The sequence below is a fragment of the Streptomyces sp. NPDC088400 genome (assembly GCF_044753355.1).
Taxonomy (GTDB): domain Bacteria; phylum Actinomycetota; class Actinomycetes; order Streptomycetales; family Streptomycetaceae; genus Streptomyces.
Window position 1 is genome coordinate 415,439 of sequence record NZ_JBIVMZ010000008.1, and the last position, 22,984, is coordinate 438,422.

Annotated in this window: 19 protein-coding genes, 1 tRNA gene and 2 pseudogenes; 8 read left to right on the forward strand and 14 right to left on the reverse strand. The window is 68.5% G+C overall.

Features of this window, described 5'->3' with window-relative positions:
• Positions 1-46: 46 nt before the first annotated feature.
• The 3 genes from ACIQD6_RS22495 to clpB form a co-directional block, all read right to left on the reverse strand.
• Entirely contained in the window at positions 47-637 is a 591-nt protein-coding gene (locus ACIQD6_RS22495; RefSeq protein ID WP_401884934.1) for an RloB family protein, read from the reverse strand.
• Positions 615-1,898, reverse strand: coding sequence for an ATP/GTP-binding protein (locus ACIQD6_RS22500; protein WP_401884936.1), 1,284 nt, complete (start codon positions 1,896-1,898; stop codon positions 615-617). Before ACIQD6_RS22500 ends, ACIQD6_RS22495 begins: the two co-directional genes overlap by 23 nt.
• A gap of 172 nt (positions 1,899-2,070) precedes the next feature.
• Positions 2,071-4,701, reverse strand: coding sequence for an ATP-dependent chaperone ClpB (gene clpB / locus ACIQD6_RS22505; RefSeq protein ID WP_401884938.1), 2,631 nt, complete (start codon positions 4,699-4,701; stop codon positions 2,071-2,073).
• Between the two features lie 172 nt (positions 4,702-4,873).
• Here clpB and ACIQD6_RS22510 point away from each other — a divergent pair, with 172 nt between their 5' ends.
• Complete coding sequence (locus tag ACIQD6_RS22510; RefSeq protein ID WP_401884940.1) at positions 4,874-5,359, forward strand: pyridoxamine 5'-phosphate oxidase family protein; 486 nt, start codon at positions 4,874-4,876, stop codon at positions 5,357-5,359.
• 191 nt (positions 5,360-5,550) lie between these two features.
• Here ACIQD6_RS22510 and ACIQD6_RS22515 read toward each other — a convergent pair whose 3' ends face one another.
• Positions 5,551-5,871 (reverse strand): (2Fe-2S)-binding protein, encoded by a 321-nt coding sequence (locus ACIQD6_RS22515; RefSeq protein ID WP_401884941.1) that lies wholly within the window; start codon positions 5,869-5,871, stop codon positions 5,551-5,553.
• A gap of 371 nt (positions 5,872-6,242) precedes the next feature.
• On the opposite strand from ACIQD6_RS22515, the pseudogene ACIQD6_RS22520 reads away from it, so the two are divergent.
• Positions 6,243-7,244, forward strand: a pseudogene (locus tag ACIQD6_RS22520) (helix-turn-helix transcriptional regulator); the annotation flags it as partial.
• Between the two features lie 289 nt (positions 7,245-7,533).
• Here ACIQD6_RS22520 and ACIQD6_RS22525 read toward each other — a convergent pair.
• The 4 genes from ACIQD6_RS22525 to dnaK are packed head-to-tail and all read right to left on the reverse strand — an operon-like array spanning position 7,534 to position 11,748.
• Positions 7,534-8,004, reverse strand: coding sequence for a heat shock protein transcriptional repressor HspR (locus ACIQD6_RS22525; protein WP_401884942.1), 471 nt, complete (start codon positions 8,002-8,004; stop codon positions 7,534-7,536).
• Positions 8,005-8,008: 4 nt separating this feature from the next.
• Positions 8,009-9,202, reverse strand: a complete 1,194-nt coding sequence (gene dnaJ, locus ACIQD6_RS22530; protein WP_401884944.1) for a molecular chaperone DnaJ — start codon at positions 9,200-9,202, stop codon at positions 8,009-8,011.
• Positions 9,203-9,244: 42 nt separating this feature from the next.
• Complete coding sequence (grpE, locus tag ACIQD6_RS22535) at positions 9,245-9,898, reverse strand: nucleotide exchange factor GrpE (RefSeq protein WP_401884946.1); 654 nt, start codon at positions 9,896-9,898, stop codon at positions 9,245-9,247.
• Positions 9,895-11,748: a molecular chaperone DnaK gene (dnaK, locus tag ACIQD6_RS22540; protein WP_401884948.1), complete on the reverse strand. Its 1,854-nt coding sequence runs from the start codon at positions 11,746-11,748 to the stop codon at positions 9,895-9,897. The genes grpE and dnaK overlap by 4 nt, the downstream gene beginning before the upstream one ends.
• Before the next feature lie 288 nt (positions 11,749-12,036).
• Here dnaK and ACIQD6_RS22545 point away from each other — a divergent pair, with 288 nt between their 5' ends.
• The 5 genes from ACIQD6_RS22545 (at position 12,037) to ACIQD6_RS22565 (ending at position 18,627) form a co-directional block, all read left to right on the forward strand.
• Complete coding sequence (locus ACIQD6_RS22545; RefSeq protein ID WP_401884949.1) at positions 12,037-12,789, forward strand: sugar transferase; 753 nt, start codon at positions 12,037-12,039, stop codon at positions 12,787-12,789.
• Between the two features lie 120 nt (positions 12,790-12,909).
• Complete coding sequence (locus tag ACIQD6_RS22550) at positions 12,910-15,228, forward strand: (Fe-S)-binding protein (protein WP_401884950.1); 2,319 nt, start codon at positions 12,910-12,912, stop codon at positions 15,226-15,228.
• Positions 15,229-15,432: 204 nt separating this feature from the next.
• A complete protein-coding gene (locus ACIQD6_RS22555; RefSeq protein WP_401884952.1) occupies positions 15,433-16,575 on the forward strand; it encodes a VCBS repeat-containing protein in 1,143 nt (380 codons plus the stop codon).
• Between the two features lie 216 nt (positions 16,576-16,791).
• Positions 16,792-17,742 (forward strand): Yip1 family protein, encoded by a 951-nt coding sequence (locus ACIQD6_RS22560; protein WP_401884953.1) that lies wholly within the window; start codon positions 16,792-16,794, stop codon positions 17,740-17,742.
• A gap of 246 nt (positions 17,743-17,988) precedes the next feature.
• Positions 17,989-18,627: a hypothetical protein gene (locus tag ACIQD6_RS22565; RefSeq protein ID WP_401884954.1), complete on the forward strand. Its 639-nt coding sequence runs from the start codon at positions 17,989-17,991 to the stop codon at positions 18,625-18,627.
• Between the two features lie 90 nt (positions 18,628-18,717).
• Here ACIQD6_RS22565 and ACIQD6_RS22570 read toward each other — a convergent pair whose 3' ends face one another.
• The 3 genes from ACIQD6_RS22570 to ACIQD6_RS22580 form a co-directional block, all read right to left on the reverse strand.
• Complete coding sequence (locus ACIQD6_RS22570; RefSeq protein ID WP_401884999.1) at positions 18,718-19,227, reverse strand: phosphoribosyltransferase; 510 nt, start codon at positions 19,225-19,227, stop codon at positions 18,718-18,720.
• A 17-nt stretch (positions 19,228-19,244) separates the two neighbouring features.
• The gene (gene dcd, locus ACIQD6_RS22575) at positions 19,245-19,820 is read right to left on the reverse strand and encodes a dCTP deaminase (protein ID WP_401884956.1); all 576 of its coding nucleotides are present in this window, start codon (positions 19,818-19,820) and stop codon (positions 19,245-19,247) included.
• Between the two features lie 78 nt (positions 19,821-19,898).
• Entirely contained in the window at positions 19,899-20,090 is a 192-nt protein-coding gene (locus tag ACIQD6_RS22580) for a hypothetical protein (RefSeq protein WP_401884958.1), read from the reverse strand.
• Positions 20,091-20,321: 231 nt separating this feature from the next.
• Between ACIQD6_RS22580 and ACIQD6_RS22585 the strand changes: the two genes are divergently transcribed.
• Positions 20,322-20,395, forward strand: a tRNA-Gly gene (locus tag ACIQD6_RS22585).
• Positions 20,396-20,716: 321 nt separating this feature from the next.
• Here the strand turns inward: ACIQD6_RS22585 and ACIQD6_RS22590 are convergent.
• From ACIQD6_RS22590 to ACIQD6_RS22600, 3 genes and pseudogenes are all read right to left on the reverse strand, one after another.
• Positions 20,717-21,883, reverse strand: coding sequence for a tyrosine-type recombinase/integrase (locus ACIQD6_RS22590; RefSeq protein ID WP_401885000.1), 1,167 nt, complete (start codon positions 21,881-21,883; stop codon positions 20,717-20,719).
• A complete protein-coding gene (locus ACIQD6_RS22595; RefSeq protein WP_401884959.1) occupies positions 21,880-22,092 on the reverse strand; it encodes an excisionase family DNA-binding protein in 213 nt (70 codons plus the stop codon). The genes ACIQD6_RS22590 and ACIQD6_RS22595 overlap by 4 nt, the downstream gene beginning before the upstream one ends.
• Before the next feature lie 788 nt (positions 22,093-22,880).
• A pseudogene (locus ACIQD6_RS22600) lies at positions 22,881-22,984 on the reverse strand (IS5/IS1182 family transposase); the annotation flags it as partial.

The window sequence follows — 22,984 nt, forward strand, 5'->3', positions numbered from 1 at the left end:
CGATCCGCCACGAGCTGACACGATCAGACGGGCCCTACCGCCGTTTTCACGGGTTCGTCATGCGGTCGGTGAGCCGCCATACACTGGTCGAGGGGTTGCGGGTATGCGCCTCCCCTGTCGGGTCCAGCTTCCGCGCCCGCTCTCCCGCCTCTCCCACACCGTCCCGGTACCTGCCGAAATCCACGCGGGTCTTGTCGTAGCCGGGCACCCACTTCTCCAGCAGCGGCTGGAGCTTCTTGTACGTGGCGACGTGGGCGCGATGATCCGCGAAGTGGAGCAGCAGCCACAGTTCGAAGCACGGATTGGAGACGGCGACCCTGATGCCGTTCCGGCGGGCCACGGCGGCGGCCTCGGCCACATCGGGGTATTCATCGACGTCGAAGACGCACCACACCTCGTCGTAGCCGCCCTTGTTCAGGTCCCGCTGACCGCGCGCGTACGCCACGAGCTGCGTCGGAGAGCACGCCTTGCCTCGTACGACGACGGAGACCGCGGGGTTACGGAGATGATCACGTAACCCCTGGAGGTACTGGCGCTCGGTCTCCTTGCTGCCGCAGACGATCAGCATCGTGCGCGAGGAGCGCCGGACCGGACCGCGCCGCCGGACCGACCCCTCACGCGGAAACGCCTTCGCCATGAGTCCCCCAGTATTTCTTGAGCATGTCCTCGAAGGCCGTCTCCGGCAGGAGCGGTACGGCGCCGTAGCTGCCCGCCAGATAGCGGCGCTCGAAGTTCTCGCCCTTGCGCGGCTTGAAGTCGCTGAGCGGATACAGCTCCGACGCGCCCGTCGCCGCGCTCTTCTCGACGAACCAGACCTGGTCCCGGCGGAGCACCTGCTCACCGAGCATCGTGCCGAGGAGCGACGCGTCGTGCGTGGTGAAGACGAGCTGGGCGCCGCGTGGGTTCAGCTCGGGGTTCTGGAAGAGTGTGAGGAGCTTCGCGGTGAGCATGGGGTGGAGGCTGACGTCGATCTCGTCCACCCACATGGCCGATCCGCCGAGGAGGCACGTGAGTGCCGTGGTCACCATGGAGAGCCAGACCTTGGTGCCCGCCGATTCGGCCTCCACCGGCAGAACGAACTCCTCGTTTCCGACCCGGTGGACGAACTCGAGCGACTGGGCCGCAGCGAGCGCGAATTCCTCCGGCAGGTCCAACCGCTGCTCGGCCAGTGCCCTCTGAATCGAGGCGACGGCCTCGCTTCTCGTCGCGCCGCTCCGCATGTCGTGCACGCCCAGATCGGCCACCGCCAGAACATCGGTTCTGAGCGGCAGCCCAATCTCTTCGAGCCTTTTGTACGTAGCGACCACCGACGCGCCAACCTCGGTCACCGCCTGCCGACTGCCGTCCCCCAGGACCCCGCCGTCCAGGGCGTGCCACACCGCCCCGAGCTGCGGATGCGCGGACTGCGCCCCTGCTGAGAGGTAGAGGCTGTTCGGCCGCATCGTCCGTTCGACGGCCATGCGCTCACCGGTGAGCGAGGCGCCGTACGTCATGGCCATGCGAGCCCGTTCGAAGAGGACGCGTTTACGGGCCTTGGGATAGGCGTACAGCCACTCCTCCACGACCTCCGCGTCCGAGACGCTGAAGCCGTACACGTACCGCACACCCTCCACCAGGAGATCGACGGCGTACGACGACGGCTCGAGCCGGCTCTCGTGGTCGAGCAGGAAAGGGCGGCGCGGTACGGGGGCGTTCGGCAGCCAGCGGGCCTGCGATTCCCGCACCGCTGACCTGAAGAATTGGAACGCGTCCACCACGGTGGACTTGCCCGAAGCGTTGGCCCCGAAGATCGCCGCCACGGTCACCGCAGGCCGGTCGTCCTCGTACACGGGGACAAGGTTCAGTTCCTGCGGCTCGCGCAGGGAACCGTGGTTGGCGGCACGGAAGCTCAGCAACATGGAATGCGCCACCCCTAAAAAGCGCCTTGTGAACAAGTGAATCGCGATATTCGGATTCAGAGTCATGCTAGTGCGTGTCCACGAACGTGGACAGGCCCGCCACCCGAGCGGGTGACGGGCCTGTCGTCGATCCGGAGAGCCCCGAAGAGCCCCGAAGAGCCCCGGAGACCTCCTACAGCGACTTGTCCAGCGAAGGCGCCGCCCCCGCCGCGCCCGCCGCCCCCGCCGCGCCCACGATGAGTCCGTCCCCGACCCGGTCCACCCGGACCGTGTCGCCGTCCGTGACCTCGCCCGCGAGGATCTCCTTCGCCAGCTGGTCGCCGATCGCGGTCTGCACCAGGCGGCGCAGCGGCCGGGCGCCGTAGGCCGGGTCGTTGCCCTCGTCGGCCAGCCACTCCAGGGCCGCCGGGGTGACCTCCAGGGTCAGCCGGCGTTCGGCGAGGCGGGTGGCCAGGCGGGCGATCTGGAGTTCCGCGATGTGGGCCAGTTCGTCCCTGGTCAGGGCGGTGAAGACCACCAGGTCGTCCAGGCGGTTGAGGAACTCCGGCTTGAAGGACGCCCGTACGACCTCCAGGACCTGCTGCTTCTTCTGTTCGTCGCTGGTCAGCGGCTCGGCCAGGTACTGGCTGCCCAGGTTGGACGTCAGGACCAGGATGGTGTTGCGGAAGTCCACCGTCCGCCCCTGGCCGTCGGTGAGCCGGCCGTCGTCCAGGACCTGGAGCAGGATGTCGAAGACCTCGGGGTGGGCCTTCTCGACCTCGTCCAGGAGGACGACGGAGTACGGCCGCCTGCGGACCGCCTCGGTGAGCTGGCCGCCCTCCTCGTAGCCGACATAGCCGGGCGGGGCGCCGACGAGCCTCGCGACCGAGTGCTTCTCGCCGTACTCGCTCATGTCGATGCGGATCATGGCCCGCTCGTCGTCGAAGAGGAAGTCCGCGAGGGCCTTGGCCAGCTCCGTCTTGCCGACGCCCGTCGGGCCGAGGAAGAGGAAGGAGCCGGTGGGGCGGTCGGGGTCGGCGATGCCCGCGCGGCTGCGGCGTACCGCGTCGGACACGGCCCGTACCGCCTCGCCCTGGCCGATCAGCCGCTTGCCCAGCTCCTGCTCCATGCGCAGCAGCTTCTGGGTCTCGCCCTCCAGCAGCCGCCCGGCCGGGATGCCGGTCCAGGAGCCGACCACGTCGGCGATGTCGTCCGGGCCGACCTCCTCCTTGACCATCGTGTCCTTGGCGGCCTCCTCCTCGGCCGCCGCGGCCTCCTCCAGCTCTCGCTCCAGGCCGGGGATCTCCCCGTACAGCAGCTTGGAGGCGGTGTCGAAGTCGCCGTCGCGCTGGGCCCGCTCGGCCTGGCCGCGCAGGTCGTCCAGGCGTTCCTTCAGCTCACCGACGCGGTTGAGGCCCTGCTTCTCCTTCTCCCAGCGGGCGTTGAGCCCGCGCAGCTCCTCCTCGCGGTCGGCGAGGTCGCGGCGCAGTTTCTCCAGCCGCTGCTTGGAGGCGGGGTCGGACTCGTTCTTCAGCGCGAGCTCCTCCATACGGAGGCGGTCGACCGAGCGCTGGAGTTCGTCGATCTCGACCGGCGAGGAGTCGATCTCCATACGGAGGCGGGACGCCGCCTCGTCGACCAGGTCGATGGCCTTGTCGGGGAGGAAGCGAGAGGTGATGTAACGGTCGGAGAGCGCGGCGGCGGCCACCAGGGCCGCGTCCGCGATCTGCACCTTGTGGTGGGCCTCGTACCGGCCCTTGAGCCCGCGCAGGATCGCGATCGTGTCCTCGACGGTCGGCTCGGCGACCAGCACCTGCTGGAAGCGCCGCTCCAGCGCCGCGTCCTTCTCGATCCGCTCGCGGTACTCGTCCAGCGTGGTCGCGCCGACCATCCGCAGCTCGCCGCGGGCCAGCATCGGCTTGAGCATGTTGCCGGCGTCCATGGCGGAGTCGCCGCCGGCGCCCGCGCCCACGACGGTGTGCAGCTCGTCGATGAAGGTGATGATCTGTCCGTCGCTCTCCTTGATCTCGGAGAGGACGGTCTTGAGGCGTTCCTCGAACTCACCGCGGTACTTGGCGCCCGCGACCATCGCGCCGAGGTCCAGCGACACCAGCCGCTTGTTCTTGAGCGACTCCGGCACATCGCCCTTGACGATGCGCTGCGCGAGGCCCTCGACGACGGCGGTCTTGCCGACACCGGGCTCACCGATCAGCACCGGGTTGTTCTTCGTACGGCGCGACAGCACCTGCACCACGCGACGGATCTCCTGGTCCCGGCCGATGACCGGGTCGAGCTTGCCCTCGCGGGCCGCGGCGGTGAAATCGGTGCCGAACTTCTCCAGGGCCTTGTACTGACCCTCCGGGTCGGGTGTGGTCACCCGGCGCCCTCCCCTTGACTTCTCGAACGCGTCCAGCAGCCTCTTGGCGCCGGCCCCCCGCTGGTCCAGCACCTCGCCCGCCTGGCCGCCCTCGGCCGCGATGCCGATGAGCAGATGCTCGGTGGAAAGGTAGTCGTCCCCCAGCTCCTTGGCCCGCCGGGCCGCGTCGGCGATGACGGCGAGCAGCTCACGGTCGGCCTGCGGGGGCGCGACGGTGGAACCGGTCACGCTGGGCTCGGCGGCCAGCAGCCGCTCCGCGCCCGACCGTACCCCGGCCTGGTCCGCCTCGACGGCCGCCAGCAGGTCGGTGACGTTCTCGTTGTCCTGGCCTTCGAGCAACGCGAGCAGCAGGTGCGCGGGGGTCAGATCGGGATGTCCGGCCGCCACCGCCCTGCTGGTGGCGGCGTTGATCGCGTCCCGGCTCTTGTTGGTCAGCTCTGCGTCCACGTGCCCTCTCCTCCTCGTTCCACGCCTCGTACCACGCCTCGTACCGTGCGCGTACTCGCCCGTAGTCGCCCCACATCTGCCACAGACAACATACGTAAAGTTGAGCCTATTCCACTCAACCTGAAAGCGGGAGTCCGGGGCCCGCGAATCCGGCGCGTTCTACGCTTCCGGCATGACCAATGGAGTACGTAGCCCCAGCCCCGATTTTCTCGCGTTCTGGCGGGAGAACCACCTGTGCACGCTGACCACCACGCGCCCGGACGGCAGTCCGCACGTGGTCCCGGTGGGTGTGACGTACGACCCGGTGGCCGGGGTGGCGCGCGTCATCGCCAACAAGAACAGCCGGAAGGTGGCCAACATCCTGGCGGCGAGCGCGGGCACGGGAACCGACGCGGAGGCGGGCACAGAGGCAGGCACAGGGGCGGGCACAGAGGGAGCCACAGGATCGGACGGAGGCGGCGGCGCGCGCGTCGCGGTGTGCCAGGTCCAGCGCCGCCGCTGGTCGACGCTGGAGGGGCGCGCCACGGTCCGTACGGAGCCGGAGGTGGTGGCGGACGCGGTGAGCCGTTACGCGGAGCGGTACGAGCGCACTCCCGCGCCCAACCCGGACCGCGTCGTCATCGAGATCACGGTGAACCGGACACTGGGCCGCCTCTGACGGCCCACGGCCGTGGCGGGCCCACGGCCCCGTACCGGGAGCCGCAGCGGGCGCACGGCCCGTACGGGGGCCGCGGCGGGCGCACGGCCCCCGTACGCGGACAGCACAACGGCGCCATCGTGTTTCAGGTCCACGATGGCGCCGTTGTGTGGGGGAAGCGCCCAAGCGATTTACAACGACGGGGGAATCGCTCAGGCACTGCGGGGGGTGGCGATGGTGGTATTTGATCCGACCAGCTGGTGGTCGCGCTGGTCGAGGTTGACGAAGATCATGTCGTATCGGATCGTGCACCGTACCGGCTGCGGGGCCCCCCGCGGCCTGCGGAGGCAGCGGTAGGCACGGACGTCGTCGTCCTCCTCGCGCACGACGACGATCGGCTCTCCGAACAGAGTGACCATCAACGAATCACCACGGTGAGGAATAGCCGTGACGATGTCGATGAAATGCCACCCGGACCGGTAGGCCGTGGCCATCTCGCGCCGGAAGACCCGATCGTCCGGCGGCACGGTCATGCGCCGGCGCCGGCCGGCGAGGTGTGCCAGCCGATGTCCTTTGGGGCGTTCTTCGGGGACACGATCCAGCCAATGTCACCCGGCGTCCCACCCTGAGCGTCGGATCCACGGGCCGAATCGCTCCAGCCGATGTCACCGCCCGTACCCTCAGCGGCAGATGCGACAGGCTTGGTGCTCCAGCCGATGTCCCCCCCGACAACCAGCGCACCATAGGCCAGAGCCGCAGAGAAAGCAGTGGCAACCACCGCGCGAAGCATTCTCTTGTACATAGTCGGCTTCGTCCTCACTTGATGGATTCCTCTCCCCCGCCATCTAGACGATGTCTCACCCGGACACGTCAACACCACCAGGACGAGGCATCATGTTCCTGCATGTTCAGGACCCTGGGGGGTGGAGCTTTGCCCGCAAACAACTCAAAACCGACACATCCCCATGCCGTCACTGATCTGTGTGATGACGGCAGACGGCTTTACGCCAGCGCGTTGCGCTCCGGACGCCTCGCCCGAAGCGAAGCCGCCGCTGCTCCCTGCCTGATGGAATTCCCTCTCCTGCATCCCGATCCCGACGATCCGGACTGGCTTCGCCCTGTTCCACCATCCGCGGCCCTCGCCCAGCGGCTCCACCCCATCGAGCGCGAGATCCAGCAGCGCCGTCACTTCGCCGTCGAACTGACCGACTCTTTCGAGCCGTTCATGACCATCAGCGCTCAGGACCCGCCCACCACCCACGCCATCACCGTGCTGGAAGGCGTCAGCCGGATCAACGCGGCGCTCGACCTCTCCACCGCCGAGTGCCGGACCGAAGTGCTCACCGTGCAGCCCGGCGGCGGACGCAGCGCGCATGTGCTCGCCCAGTCGCTGGAGCGCGGCCGGTCCGTGGTGGACCGCGGTGTCAGTCTCCGCACGCTCTATCAGCACACCGTCCGGCACAGCCAGGGCACACTCGCCTACGCGGAGCGGCTCGCCGAGGGCAAGGTCGAGATCCGGACGCTGGAAGAACTCATCGAGCGGCTGATCATCTTCGACCGCACCGTCGCGTACATACCCGCCCGTTCCGACCGCCAGGTCGCCCTGGAACTGCGCCATCCGGGTCTGGTCGACTATCTGGCCCAGGTCTTCGAGCAGCTCTGGCGCCGGGCCACCCCCCTCACCCAGCATGTCCTGTACGAGCCCACCCCCGACGGCATCACCGGCGTCCAGCGCTCCATCGCACGCCTTCTCGTCGAGGGGTACGTGGACGAGGCCATCGCCCGCCGCCTGGGGATGAACGTACGGACCTGCCGCGCGCACATCGCCAAACTCGCCGCCACCCTCGGCAGCGGCAGCCGTGCCCAACTCGGCTACCTCATCGCGCGGTCGGGCATCCTGGAGCAGGGGCAGGGGGGCACCGAAGGGACCACGGCCATCGGTGCGTCGGGAACAGTGGGGACGGCCGGAGGCGCCGGGACGGTCGGGGGCGCGGGGCCGGCGGGCAGAGCACCCGGAGAGTACGAGAAGGACCCCCACCCGGCGGGTCCGCCGGGCGGGGGTCCTTCGCAGACGGTGCCGGGCCGCTGAACACACTCCTCGGCGATGCCCGGCCTCAACAGGACCCCGTCAGGCCCTCAACACACTTACGTCGCCGACCGCTTCGGCCGCTCAGTCCGCCGACCACTCCGGCCGCTCAGTCCGCCGACCGCTTCGGCCGCCACACCACCAACGCGCTCGTCTGCTGCACATCCTGATACGGCACCAGGTCCCGGCGGTACGAGGCATGCACCTGCGCCTCGCGCTGCCGCATCGCCGCCGCCGCGCCGTCGACCGCCGACGACAGCTCGGCGATCCGGGCCTGGAGCGCCGCGACCTGGTCCTCCAGCTCGATGATGCGCTTGATGCCGGCCAGGTTGATGCCCTCGTCCTGCGACAGCTGCTGCACCTGACGGAGCAGCTCGATGTCACGGGCCGAGTAGCGGCGGCCCCGGCCCGCCGTACGGTCCGGGGAGACCAGGCCGAGACGGTCGTACTGCCTGAGGGTCTGCGGGTGCAGCCCGGAGAGCTGGGCCGCCACCGAGATGACGTACACCGGCGTTTCCTCGGTCAGCTGATACGCCCTGCCGAACGATGCGGACTGCCGACGACGCCCGTCCCTGTCCATCGCGTCATGCTCCCTTCGCCGCCTGGAACAGCTCTGCCCGCGGGTCCTGGTCCGCGGTCGCCTTCCGGTAGGCCTCCAGCGCGTCACGTGCCTCCGCGCCGAGGTCCTTGGGAACGACGACCTCGACGGTGACCAGCAGGTCGCCGCGAGTGCCGTCCTTACGCACGGCGCCCTTGCCCCGGGCGCGCATCGTACGGCCGTTGGGAGTCCCCGGGGGCAGTTTCAGCGTGACCGGGGGTCCGCCGAGGGTCGGCACCTTCACCTCGCCGCCGAGCGCCGCCTCCGAGAAGGTGACGGGCACGGTGACCGTGAGGTTGTCGTCCCTGCGGCCGAAGACCGGATGGGCGTCGACGTGGACGACCACGTACAGGTCCCCGCCGGGACCGCCGCGCTCGCCCGGCGCGCCCTTGCCGCGCAGCCGGATCCGCTGGCCGTCGCTGACGCCCGCCGGGATACGGACCTGCATGGTCCGTGAGGACCTGGCGCGCCCGCTGCCCTTGCACACCTCGCAGGGGTCCTGGGCGATCAGCCCACGCCCCTTGCAGTCGACACAGGGGTCGGTGAGCGAGAAGCCACCGCCGGTGCCGCGCGACACCTGGCCGGTGCCCACACAGGTCGGGCAGACCCGCGGGGTGCCGTTCTTGTCGCCCGTACCGGAACAGGCCTTGCAGGGTGCCTGGCTGGACATCCGCAGCGGGACCGTGGCCCCGTCGACGGCCTCGGTGAAGCTGAGCGTCACCTCGGACTCGATGTCCTGACCACGGCGCGGCTGCGTGCGGGTCCCCGGGCCACCCCGGTTGAAGAGCCCGCCGAAGACGTCCCCGAGTCCGCCACCGAAGCCGCCGGCGCCCGCGGGGCCCGTCTGCGGACCGCCCGGGCCGCCGCCGAAGAGGTCGCCCAGGTCGAAGTTGAACGAGCCGTTGCCGCCGGCGGCGCCGGGTCCCGGACGGAACCCGCCGTTGCCGAACAGCGCGCGGGCGTCGTCGTACTCCTTGCGCCGCTTGGGGTCACCGAGGATGTCGTTCGCCTCGGAGACCTCCTTGAAGCGCTCCTCGGCCTTGGCGTCACCCGTGTTGGCGTCCGGGTGGAACTCGCGGGCGAGCTTCCGGTACGCCTTCTTGATCTCGGCCTCGGTGGCGTCCTTGGGGACGCCGAGAACCTTGTAGTAGTCCTTCTCCACGAAGTCCTTGGTGCTCATTCCCGACGTCCCTCCTCTCCGCCTTCATTGCCTGTCACCGCGTCAGCCCCCGTCCGGGCCACCGCTCTCCTCGTCGCCTGCCTGCTCCTCCGCGGACTTGGGCTGGGCCCCTGGCTGGGGCTCGGCCACCGCGACGCGGGCGGGCCTGATCGTCCGCTCGCCGAAGCGGTACCCAGGCTGGAGGATCGCGACGCACGTCGTCTCCGTGACGTCCGGCGCGTACGAGTGCATCAGGGCCTCGTGGACCGTCGGGTCGAAGGGCTCGCCCTCCGTACCGAACTGCTGGAGCCCCAGCTTCGCGGTGACCGCCTCCAGGGACTCGGCGACCGACTTGAAGCCGCCCACCAACTCCTCGTGGTCCCGCGCCCGGCCGATGTCGTCGAGCACGGGCAGGAGCTCGGTCAGCAGGTTCGCGACAGCGATCTCCTTGACCGTGACCCGGTCCCGCTCCACCCGACGGCGGTAGTTCTGGTACTCGGCCTGGAGCCGCTGGAGGTCTGCCGTGCGCTCACCGAGCGCCGTACGGACCTGGTCCAACTGGGCCTGCAGGGCTACATCCTGGACGTCCCCGCCCGGGGCCGCCGGGCCCGGCTCCGGTACGGAGTCCGGCTCGGCGGCCTTCGGCGCGGTCTCTTCGGGTGTCGCGCCGGAGGGGACGTCGGGCTTCTCCTCGAAGCCCGGGGTCTCCTCGGTCACGCGGCACCATCCTTCTTCGGCTTCTCGTCGTCGACGATCTCGGCGTCGACGACATCGTCCTCGGCGGCCTTGCCGGCACCCGGGGCCTCGCCCGCGCCCTCGGCACCGCCGGCGGCCTGGGCGTCGGCGTACATCGCCTGGCCGAGCTTCTGCGAGACGGCCGCGACCTTCTCGGTGGCCGTCCGGATCTCGGCGGTGTCCTCGCCCTTGAGCTTCTCCTTCAGCTCGCCGATGGACGTCTCGACCTCGGTCTTGACGTCGCCGGGGACCTTGTCCTCGTTGTCCTTGAGGAACTTCTCCGTCTGGTAGACGAGCTGCTCGGCCTGGTTGCGCGTCTCGGCGGCCTCGCGGCGGCGGTGGTCCTCGTCCGCGTACTGCTCGGCCTCTTCGCGCATCCGGTTGACCTCGTCCTTCGGCAGCGAGGAGCCACCGGTGACGGTCATCTTCTGCTCCTTGCCGGTGCCGAGGTCCTTCGCGGCCACGTGCATGATGCCGTTGGCGTCGATGTCGAAGGCGACCTCGATCTGCGGCACACCGCGCGGCGCGGGCGGCAGACCCGTCAGCTCGAACATTCCGAGCTTCTTGTTGTACGCCGCGATCTCGCGCTCGCCCTGGTAGACCTGGATCTGCACGGACGGCTGGTTGTCCTCGGCCGTCGTGAAGATCTCCGAACGCTTCGTCGGAATCGTCGTGTTGCGCTCGATGAGCTTGGTCATGATGCCGCCCTTGGTCTCGATACCGAGGGACAGCGGGGTGACGTCGAGGAGCAGGACGTCCTTGACCTCACCCTTCAGGACACCGGCCTGGAGCGCGGCGCCGATGGCGACGACCTCGTCCGGGTTGACGCCCTTGTTGGCGTCACGGCCGCCGGTCAGCTCCTTGACGAGCTCCGCGACGGCGGGCATACGGGTCGAACCACCGACGAGCACCACGTGGTCGATCTCGGACAGCTGGATGCCGGCGTCCTTGATGACGTTGTGGAACGGGGTCTTGCAGCGGTCCAGCAGGTCCGAGGTCAGCTGCTGGAACTGAGAACGGGTGACCTTCTCGTCCAGGTGCAGCGGGCCCTCGGCGGACGCCGTGATGTACGGCAGGTTGATCGTCGTCTCGGACGAGGACGACAGCTCGATCTTCGCCTTCTCCGCGGCCTCGCGGAGACGCTGGAGAGCCATCTTGTCCTTGGACAGGTCCACGCCGTGACCGTTGGCGAACTGCTTCACCAGGAAGTCGACGAGACGCTGGTCCCAGTCGTCACCACCGAGGTGGTTGTCACCGTTGGTGGCCTTCACCTCGACGACGCCGTCGCCGATCTCCAGCAGCGAGACGTCGAAGGTGCCGCCACCGAGGTCGAAGACGAGGATGGTCTGGTCGTCCTTGTCGAGCCCGTAGGCCAGGGCGGCCGCCGTCGGCTCGTTGACGATACGCAGCACGTTGAGGCCCGCGATCTCGCCGGCCTCCTTCGTGGCCTGGCGCTCGGAGTCGTTGAAGTACGCCGGGACGGTGATCACCGCGTCGGCGACCTTCTCGCCCAGGTACGACTCCGCGTCCCGCTTCAGCTTCTGCAGCACGAAGGCCGAGATCTGCTGCGGGTTGAAGTCCTTGCCGTCCAGGTTGATCTTCCAGTCGGTGCCCATGTGGCGCTTGACCGACCGGATGGTCCTGTCGACGTTCGTAACCGCCTGGCGCTTCGCGACCTCGCCGACGAGCACCTCGCCGTTCTTGGCGAAGGCGACGACGGACGGCGTGGTCCTGGCGCCCTCGGCGTTGGTGATGACGGTGGGCTCGCCGCCTTCGAGAACGCTGACGACGGAGTTAGTCGTGCCCAGGTCGATGCCGACCGCACGTGCCATTTCAATTCCTCCAGCTGACTTGAGTGGAACAGACTCAAGGATGCATCACGGATCCCAGGGAGTCAAAGGACCTGAGTCAAGGAGACTCAACTATTGTGCGGATGCCTTGCGCCTGAGGGCTTCGCGAGGGCTTCCTCCGGGGGTTTGAGCGCGCCCGGCGGGGCCGCCTACCCGATCCGCGCCGGTTCACCGTGCGATCGTTCCGTAACAAAAGATGCGAATCCACAGCAAATGGAACAGAACGTAACGGAACTCACAGAACGGTCGGGTACCACCATGAAGCAACGCGTGAGACGCGCGAAACGGCCCCTGCGGTGGCGCCCGAGACCACACCTCACCTGGCGCCCCACCTGGAACCCGCGCCCCCGCCCGGAACCCGAGCGCTTCCTGGAACCCAAACGCCTGCTGGACCTGACGCTGGGCACGGCACTGCTGGTTCTGTCCGCGCCCGTCCTGGCGACCGCCGCTCTCGCCATGGCGCTCTCCAGGAAAAGGCCGATGGAGTTCTCCGGGGAAAGGCCGCCGGACGGCCTTTTCCTGCGCGAGTACCGCATCGGGTTGAACGGACGGCCCTTCATCCTGAGTTCCCTGCGCACCCGGCGTTTCCGGCTCGACCTGCTCTCCCGACTGCCCCATGTCGTACGCGGCGACCTCTCGCTGGTCGGCCCCGCACCCCTGAAGCCCGGCTCCCCTGCGGCGGCCGCGCCCTGGCGGCAGCTCGTACGGCCGGGCCTGACCGGCCTCGCGCAGACACGGCGGCACTCGGCACTGCCGTGGGACGAGACGGCGCTGCTCGACCAGCATTACGTGGAGCACCACTGGATCGGCCTCGACCTGGCGATCCTCGCCCGAAGCATCCCGTCGCTGTGCCTCACCCCCGGACAGGCGCCCGCACGCGCGCCCCGGCGTCCCGGGCGCGGACACGGGCCCCGGCCATTCCTCACACACGGGCACAGGCACGGGTACGCCCCCCGGCCGCCCGCTCAGGGCACCCCGAGCGACACAGATCACCGGGTACGCCGTTACATTGCGACCGGATAAGTGGGTAACCTCAGCACGACCTGATTAAGTTACCGCTTAGTACGTTTGTAAGAGTGCTCAGCAGGAGTGCTCGGTAAGAGTGCGGATTTCCCCACCCTCGCAGGCCCGAGGAGCCCCCAAATGCAACTCGCCGCGATCACCGTGTCGTTGGTACTCGCCGTCGTCGGTGTGGCGCTGTTCGGCCGAGCCATCGCGCAGATCTACCGCTTCGTGAGGCTCGGCCAACCGGTCCCCGCGGGCACGCGCACGGACGAGCCCACCCAGCGGACCCTGACCGTGGCCAAGGAGTTCCTCGGTCACACCCGCATGAACACGTGGGGCGTCGTCGGTGTGGCGCACTGGTTCGTCGCGGTCGGCTTCTTCTCGCTCGTACTGACCCTGGTGAACGCCTTCGGGCAGCTCTTCCAGGCCGACTGGCTGCTGCCGCTCATCGGCGACTGGACACCGTACGAGGTCTTCGTCGAGCTCATCGGCCTGCTGACCACGCTCGGCATCCTGACGCTGATCGTGATCCGCCAACTGTCGCTGCCCTCCCGCGCGGGCCGCAAGTCCCGCTTCGCGGGCTCCAACTTCGGCCAGGCGTACTTCGTCGAGGCCGTCATCCTCGTCATCGGCATCGCGATCCTCGTCCTGCGCGGCCTCGAAGGCGCCCTGCACCACGCCGACTCGTACCAGGCCGCGTATCTGGTCTCGTATCCGCTGGTCGCGGCGTTCAAGGGACTCAGCCTCGGCACCCTCCAGAACCTGGTCTACCTGGTCGCGATGATCAAGATCGGGACGTCCTTCGTCTGGATGATCACGGTCGCGCTGAAGACCGACATGGGCGTCGCCTGGCACCGCTTCCTGGCCTTCCCGAACATCTGGTTCAAGCGCGAGGCGGACGGCGGGACGGCCCTCGGCGCGCTTCTGCCGATGGTCTCCGGCGGCAAGGAGATCGACTTCGAGACGGTCTTCGACGACGAGGAAGGCGGCGAGGAAGCCGTCTTCGGCGCCTCGCAGATCGAGCACTTCTCCTGGAAGGGCATCCTCGACTTCTCCACGTGCACGGAGTGCGGCCGCTGCCAGTCGCAGTGCCCCGCCTGGAACACGGGCAAGCCGCTCTCCCCGAAGCTGCTGATCATGTCGCTGCGCGACCACGCGCACGCCAAGGCGCCGTACCTGCTGGCCGGCGGCGGCAAGACCATGGAGGGCGAGGAGAAGGCGACCGAGGAGCAGCTGGCCGGAGTGCCGGCCGCGGCCCTCGCCGAGGCCGAACGCCCGCTGATCGGGACGCTGGAGGAGAACGGCGTCATCGACCCGGACGTGCTGTGGTCCTGCACGACGTGCGGCGCGTGCGTGGAGCAGTGCCCGGTCGACATCGAGCACGTCGACCACATCGTGGACATGCGCCGCTACCAGGTGATGATCGAGAGTTCCTTCCCGAGCGAGGCCGGGACGATGCTCAAGAACCTGGAGAAGAAGGGCAACCCCTGGGGCCTGGCCAAGAAGCAGCGCCTGCAGTGGACGAAGGAAGTCGACTTCGAGGTGCCGGTCGTCGGCAAGGACGTCGAGGACCTGACGGAGGTCGACTACCTCTACTGGGTGGGCTGCGCGGGCGCGTTGGAGGACCGGGCCAAGAAGACCACCAAGGCCTTCGCGGAGCTGCTGCACATCGCGGGCGTCAAGTTCGCGATCATGGGCGGCGACGAGAAGTGCACCGGTGACTCGGCCCGCCGGCTCGGCAACGAGCCGCTGTTCCAGCAGCTCGGCCAGGAGAACGTGGCGATGCTGAACATGGCGTACGGGGAGTCCCTCGACGAGGAGGGCGACGCGGACGCCGCCACGAAGAAGCCGAAGCCGTCGAAGAAGATCGTCGCGACCTGCCCGCACTGCTTCAACACGATCGCGAACGAGTACCCGCAGCTCGGCGGCGAGTACGAGGTCATCCACCACACGCAGCTGCTCCAGACCCTCGTGGACGAGGGCAAGCTGGTCCCCGTCACACCGGTCGAGGGTCTGATCACGTACCACGACCCCTGCTACCTGGGCCGCCACAACAAGGTCTACACACCGCCGCGCGAGATCATCGCGAGTGTGCCGGGCCTGCGGAACGAGGAGATGCACCGCCACAAGGAGCGCGGCTTCTGCTGTGGCGCGGGCGGCGCGCGGATGTGGATGGAGGAGCGGATCGGCAAGCGCATCAACAACGAGCGCGTGGACGAGGCGCTTTCGCTGAATCCGGACATCGTCTCGACGGCCTGCCCGTTCTGCCTGGTCATGCTGACCGACTCGGTCAACGGCAAGAAGAACGACGGTCAGGCGAAGGAGTCCCTCCAGGTCGTGGACGTGGCGCAGCTGCTGCTCGAATCGGTACGGACGCCGGCGGACCCGGCGGACTCCGAGGAGCAGGAGAACGCTCCGGACCCGGATCCGGAGCCGAAGGCGGAGCCGGTGAAGTAGCCGGTGAAGCAGCTGGTGAAGTAGCTGGTGAAGTAGCTGGTGAAGTAGCCGTCCTGGGACGTGTGTGAGCGGCCGGATCTGCCAGAGGCGGGTCCGGCCGCTCACGTATGACCACCGAAGCACTGGAGCCCGGGGGCGGCGATGGCCACAATGACCTGACTGTGGTCACCGGAGTTGGCCCGTACGGATGGGATGGGTGGGGTCGTGCGCATACGCGTCTGTACGGCGTTCTTGCTACTGCTGGCGGTCGGCGCGGTGGGCGCCGTCAGCACGGGCTGTACGGCATCGCCGGACCAGGAGACCAGGGCGGGGACCGAGGCGAAGAACGGCGACACCGCCCCGGCCTCCGGTATCCGCCGGCCCGTCCCCCGCGGCAAGGGGAGCCGCCTCCCGGACGACTTCAACGGCGACGGCCACCCCGACCTCGTACTGAACGACCTGGTCAAGGCTCCGGACGACTCCTACGGCGACGACGCGGGCATCGGGATCGTGTACGGCACGGCCGCCTCCCGAGGGCGCGGCCCCGGCCTCGATCCCGCCGTACGCCAGACCCTCGGCCCGCGCACGCGGGGCGCCCGGGTGGGTGGCGTGCTTCCCGCCGCGTTCGACGCCGAGGAGGCGTGTGATCTCGACCAGGACGGCTTCGGCGATCTGATCATCGCCACGGACCCGCCGTACAACGGCACCGGCATGCCGCCCGTCCCCCTCCAGGTCCTCTTCGGCGGCCCCACCGGCCTGGGCGGCAAGGCGGTCGTCCTGAAGATCCCCGCCAAGGCCCGGGCCGGCAACGAATGGCCCGACCACCCCGTCTGCGGCGACTTCGACGGCGACGGCGAGAACGACCTCGCGGTCACCGCGAGCGCCGGCCAGATCAGCTATCTCCGCGGCCCCTTCACCCGGGCCGGTGCCCCGCGCGCCGCGTCCGCGCCGATCCAGGACGGCGGCCCGGTCCTCGAAGCACCCGCGCCCAAGGCCGATGCCAACGGCGACGGCTACGACGACCTCGTCCACTCCACCCGTGCGCACACTCCCGGCGAGGCGGCCCGGGGCACACTGCTGCTGGGCGGCCCGGACGGCCCGGGGCGCGCGGGAGGGGCGTACCGCTCCAAGGCCGTACGGCTCCCACCCGCCCCCAAGCTGCCCGCCGGCAAGGGCAAGGCGTCGACCGAGGTCCTCCGGTACGCGGACCTCGACGGCGACAAGCGCCCGGACCTGGTGACACGTACGCACCGGGGGGAGAAGACGGACCTGATCGCGCTGTACGGGTCCGGTGGCCCGGACGGAGCCGCCGGGGCCACGGCGGACCGGCCGGTGATCACGTTCAGTACGAAGATCTTCCTCGGATAGCCGTCGAGCCCGCCGAGCCCGCCGAGCCGGGGCGCAGGTACGCCAGAACTGCCCCAGGGGTACGACAGGTGTACGACAAAGGCGCGACAGAGGTCCGCCAGAGGTGCGGCAGACCCCCCAGGGATCCCCTAAGGGATGTCACAGCTCGGCCGCAAAGGCACCCTCGTTCCCCTCCCTCAGTCATTCGACCCGTCAGGACCGGGTACGTTCGATCGCGTGGCTGGATTCAGGATCGGACGCGGCCGGGACAACCGCACCCCGCAACAACAACCGCAGCGGCAGCGGCAGCAACCGCCGCAGCAGCAACAGGCGTACGGACGGCAGGCAGCGCCGCCGGGATACGGAGGCGGGCCCCAGGCCTCACCTTCGTACGGGCAGCAGCAGTGGCCTCCCGCGGGCGGCGGACAGTACGGCGGGCACGGCGCGCAAGGCGGCCAACACGGCGGCGGGCACGGCGAGCCAGAGTACTTCGGCGACCCGTACGGCCAGCCGTCGCACCCGGGCTCGCACGGCGGCCCGCATGGTGACTCGTTCGCCAACAGCCCTGGCAGCACACAGGCGTTCAGCGTCGGCGAGGACCCGTACGGCGACGCGGACGCCTACCGCGCCCCCGCGCCCCCCACGGGCCCCCGGCTGCCCTGGAAGGAACTGCTGAGCGGCATCGTGCTGCGGCCCGCGCCGACGTTCCTCCAGATGCGCGACTACCCGGTCTGGGGCCCGGCCCTGATCGTGACGTTCCTCTACGGTCTGCTGGCGCTCTTCGGCTTCGACACGGCCCGTGAAGAAGCGATCAACGCGACGCTCTCCACCGCCATCCCGTACGCCCTGACGACGGCCGTGGCCTTCGTCATAGGCGGCCTGATCCTCGGGGCGGTGACCCACACGCTGGCCCGCCAGCTGGGCGGCGAGGGCGCCTGGCAGCCGACCGTCGGCCTCTCCATGCTGATCATGTCGTTCACGGACGCCCCGCGCCTGATCTTCGCGGTCTTCCTGGGCGGTGAGAACTCCCTGGTGGTGATCCTCGGCTGGATCACCTGGCTCGTGGCGGGTGCGCTCTTCACGGTGATGGTGAGCAAGTCGCACGACCTGCCGTGGCCGAAGGCACTGGGCGCGTCGGCGATCCAGCTGGTCGCGCTGCTGTCGATGCTGAAGCTGGGCACGATCTGACACACACGTGCGGAGGGCCCCCTTGATCCCGGATCACTCCTGGATCAAGGGGGCCCTCCGCGTGTGTGCCGCCGGTATCCGGACGGCGGCCGAGGACGTCCGGCGATCAAAGCCAGAGAGGCGCTGTTCCGGCCCGCGCCGACGGATGTCATGCCTGGTGGGGGCGGGTAGTACCTGGGACGGACGGGCAAGGATCCGCTTTACCGGGGACGCCCCCGGCCCGCCCGCACGCCTAGCGTGGCAAACGTGATCAAGACAGCTGCCGGGAAGACTCGGAACAACAAGTACCGCCTCGCCGCCGAAGCACTCGGCGGGCTGGGCCAGGACCTCTTCCGCCATGCCTTCGCCAACCGTCCGCTGAAGCCCCTGCGCACGGACGCCCCGATCATCCGCCGGCTGCCGGTCCCGCTCCGTGCCATCGCGGCCTGGACCCCGCATGCCGCGATCGTGGCGGGAGCACTGTCCGTCCTGATCGTCGCCGTCCAGACCCATTCCTACCTGCCCGACTTCCTTCCGGTGCTGGCAGTCCTGCTGACGATGTTCCGACCGGTCGGCGCCTGGTGGTTGGCGCTGGCGGGCTCCGTCGTGATCACCGCCCTCGATGATCACAACTGGCCCTGGACACCCAGCGCCTTCCTCGGATACCTCATCGTGATGGCGGTCGTGACGATCCGCACCAGCCCACGAGTCGCCGCCGGGATGTGGGTGATCACAGCGGCCTACGCGACCTACGTCGAGACCTTCCTCACCATCGGATTCGGGGACGGCAACTCCACGTCCCTGCCCATGCTCCTCATCTCCGCGCTCCTGCTGCCGGCGGTGAGCATGGTGCACGTACGCCGAGAGACACCTCAGGGAGTCGCGGCGGCAGAGGCCACCGGCTGAGGTCACCGGCTGAGGTCACCGGCTGAGAAATCAGCCGCCATCCGTCGGCCGGCAGACAGCGGGACCGGTCACGCCCCCGTTTGTCCGGCGCTACAGCGCATCCCTGGAGGGCGTGATGGGCTCGCCCGCCCTGCGTACCGGAGGCAGGACGCTCCAGGGGAAGTTGATCCAGTCGTCCGTGCGCTGCCAGACGTACTCACACTTCACGAGCGACTGCGTCTTCTCGTATATGACCGCGCTGCGCACCTCGGCGACCTCGTCGACACAGAAGTCGTGCACCAGCTTCAACGTCCTGCCGGTGTCGGCGACATCGTCGGCGATGAGCACCTTCTTGTTGGAGAAGTCGATCGCGTTGGGCACCGGCGCCAGCATGACCGGCATCTCCAGGGTGGTGCCCACGCCGGTGTAGAACTCCACGTTGACCAGGTGGATGTTCTTGCAGTCGAGGGCATAGGCGAGACCGCCGGCGACGAACACACCACCGCGCGCGATGCTCAGGACGACATCCGGTTCGTACCCGTCGTCGGCGATGCTCTGCGCGAGCTCACGGACGGCACGGCCGAACGTCTCGTACGTCAGGTTCTCCCGTATCCCGTTCATGTCAGTCATCTGGGCCATCACACCTGCGTCCGATGGAAGTTGAGATACGAACGAGAGGCCGTCGGCCCCCGCTGCCCCTGATAACGCGACCCGTACCTCTCGGATCCGTACGGGAACTCCGCCGCCGAACTGAGCCGGAACAGACACAGCTGCCCGATCTTCATCCCCGGCCAGAGCTTGATGGGCAGCGTCGCCATGTTCGACAGTTCGAGCGTGACGTGCCCGGAGAACCCGGGATCGATGAACCCGGCGGTCGAATGCGTCACCAGCCCGAGCCGCCCGAGACTGGACTTGCCTTCCAGGCGGGAGGCGATGTCGTCGGGCAGGGAGATGACCTCGTACGTCGAGGCGAGCACGAACTCCCCGGGATGAAGGATGAACGGATCGTCTCCCTCCGGCTCGACCGTCCGCGTCAGATCGACCTGCTCGACGGCGGGGTCGATATGCGGATAGCGGTGGTTCTCGAACACCCGGAAGAACCGGTCGAGCCGCACATCGATGCTGGAGGGCTGCACCATCGATTCGTCGTACGGTTCGAGGCGTACGCGTCCGGAATCGAGCTCGGCCCGGATGTCCTTGTCTGAGAGAAGCACGCCCCGAGGATACGCAGAGCGCGCGAGCCCACCCCAATCGGGCAGCCCCGCGCGCCTCGGCCGACTACGCGACCACGGTCAGTGCTGCTTCAACTCCAGCAGCTCCGCGGACTCCACCGGCACGGCATGCCGCAACCGCGTACACCGCGGACAACGGATGAGCCGACCGGGCCCGATCCGCCCGGCGTCGAGCTGCTGCATCGGGAACGACGCGGTACTGAACACATGCCCCTCGGCACAGCGGACGACGGTGCGCTCCATCAAGTCCATCAGGTCCTTTCCCCAACAAACGCGGACGAAAGCCCACACTAGGGGATGAACGGAACGCCCCCTCAAGCGGCACTCCACCCCCGGACCCTACGCCCCAACTCCCGCCCCCCACAGCCACATCCGCCCCCAGCGCGAGCCGCCCAACATGACGACGACCCCGCGGCGCGATACGCCCGGGGCCTGCGATGGGGTAGAGTGTCCGACGATGCGAAGCCGATCATCGGCTGCCTCGCGGGTGTAGTTTAATGGTAGAACATGAGCTTCCCAAGCTCAGAGCGCGAGTTCGATTCTCGTCACCCGCTCCACAGAAAAGCCCCAGGCCAGCGGCCCGGGGCTTCCTTGTTGTCTAGACCATTTTCCGCTTTGCCAGCCCTCCGCCAGCCCTTTCTTCTGGCAGAAGCAGAGCTTCGGCGGCCTTCCGCTGCAGCCGGGGGCCTTCCCCTGCCAGACTTCTCGAATAGCGAGACGCGCCTCTTATGAACTGGGCCACATGGGCGTTAGGCGTTGCGGAACCGCGAAGGCAATGCCGCTTGCCCGAACTCCGCCAAGGGCATGGAGCGGAGACCGAACCGCTGCGCTGAGCGGTCCCGCCTCCGCCACGCCGCCCTGGGCGGGCCGCCGCAGCCTCAGCCGGAGTGCTTCCGCCTCTCCACCTGAGTCCGCTCGGCTACCTCGCCGCGCTGCTGCCGGACTTCGGCGTCGATACTCTTCGCGAGCTTGCGCTGGTGCTTCTTCTTGGAGTGCTGGTAGATCAGTTGTGCTTTCGGGCTGGACTGCCCCGCTCGGACCATGAGGTCCTTGAGCTTCGCGCCCGAGTCCGCCGCCAGAGTGTTGCCGGTGTGGCGCAGATCGTAAAAACGAAAGCTGTCCGGCAGACCCGCCGCGGTCCGTGCCTTGCGCCACTTGCGCCCGAAGGAAGACCGGCGCAAAGCGGCTCCCCGCTCTCCGACGATGAGCAGTCCGTCCGGTTCCTTCTCGGCGAACCACTGAAGGTGGCGACGCAGCTCGGGCATCACGAAGTCGGGCAGGTAGATCGCGCGCTTCCCTGCTCGTGACTTCGGAGCGCCCACGGCCTTCTGGCCGTTGGTCAGCTCCGGTGCGGCTCGCCTGATCCACACGACGCCTTCGTCGAGGTCGATATCGCCACGCCGCAACTCCGCGAGCTCTTCGGGACGGAGAGATGCGAAGGCTCCCAGGAAAATCATGATGCGCCAGCGCGGTCCGACCGCCTCGGCCAGGGCGTAGACCTGCTGGATCTCGGCGACATCACGCTCGTCCGCCTCCTCCTTCCCGGCACCCTTGATACGGCACGGGTTGCTCTTGAGGAGTTCGTCGTCGACCGCGGTCTGGAGCACCGCCTTCAGCAGACGGTAGGACTTGGCCACTGTGGTCTTGGCGCCGTTGGTCGCCTTGAGCCGCTCGGCTCGCCATACACGCACATCCGCCGGCTGGATGTCGTCCAGGTCCCACGCGCCGAAGGCGGGCAGGATATGGAGCCTGAGCAAGCGGGTGTACAGATCCTCGGTGGTCGCCGCGAGACCGCGCTCCCGAACCCACCTGTTGGCGAAGTCCTCGAAGTTGACCGCTCCGGCGTCCGGGTCGGTCCAGTGCTTGCGCTCTATGTCCGCCTGGGTCAGCGTGAGCCAGGTCGTCGCCTCCGTCTTGGTCTCGAAGGTATGTGGCGCGTAACGCCGCACACCGTCCGGAGCCCAGTAGCGGGCCTGGAAGCGTCCCGACTGGGTCTTACGCACGCTGCCGAAATCGCGCCGCCGCTGCGGCTTGCGCGGCATCAGGCGGCCCTGCCGTAGCTGGGCCGACCCCGTCGTGCGGGCTGAACGGTGTGGGCTTCGACGTACGCGGTGAGAGCACTGTCGGCAATGCGGACGTGGCGTCCGACCTTGACGAAGACGATGCGGCGTTCCGCCACGAGGCGGCGGACGAAGCGCACGCCTGTGCCGAGTCGTTCGGCAGCCTCGTCCACGGTGAGGAGGCGGTCAGCCATGCAGCGTCACCTCCTTCGCGGCACGGGTGGTCCAAGCGGAGCCATGGGGTATCACTGGCCGGCGCAAGGCGGGGTCCTCTCTTCGCAGGCATATGGCACGGCAATGCCGGCCTGCGTGGTCGATCGCTTGGGATGGCGGTTTTTGGCGGGCGCCCGCCCCTGTTCCCTTGCCAGGGAGGGGAGTTGAGCGACGCGTCGTTGCTGGGGCTGTTCTCACTGGCCGAGCCGCCTGGGGACACGGTGGTGTTGGTCATCGGGCCGCCCAAAGCGGCTCCTCGGTGGCCGAGTTGGCTCTGGTCGATGCCTTGTTGAGCGCGGGGGAATTCAACAGTGCTGCGACCCTGAATTCCTTCCGGGCACATTGCGAGCGGTCTGTTTTCCATGACCAAAGGTGTACCTCGCGTTCGCCGGTTTGGTGAACCGGCGTTCTGCGGCTATGTTGCGCTCCGCTTCACCGTGGAAGGGAGTTGAGCCGGACTCCTGAGGGCGCGGCCATGAGTAGTGGATTCGATCGCCGAGGTATGGCCTGACGTGGAGTTATGTGTTGTAGCTCGGGTCACGACGGCTGCGCAAGATATCCGCGATGTGATGCTTCTGGCTTTGCCGATGCTCGGGCTTTTTTGTCGACCGGCGTTTCGGGTCTACCGTTATATGCAAGCCCCGCAGCAGGTGTTCGCCGACAGCTGTCCGCTTTCTCTGGCGAGTGCTGGACTTGTGCGGGGTGGTTGTGGCTGTCTTGGATTCACCCGCCGCGGCGACCCAACCAGCCCTAGGTTCTGTTTCCTGGATCATGTGCGGAGCCAAATGACCAGGGATGCGACGGTGACCGTTCCGAGGTAGATGTAAGCGCGTTTGTCGTAGCGGGTGGCCACGGCCCGGTGGTTCTTGAGGC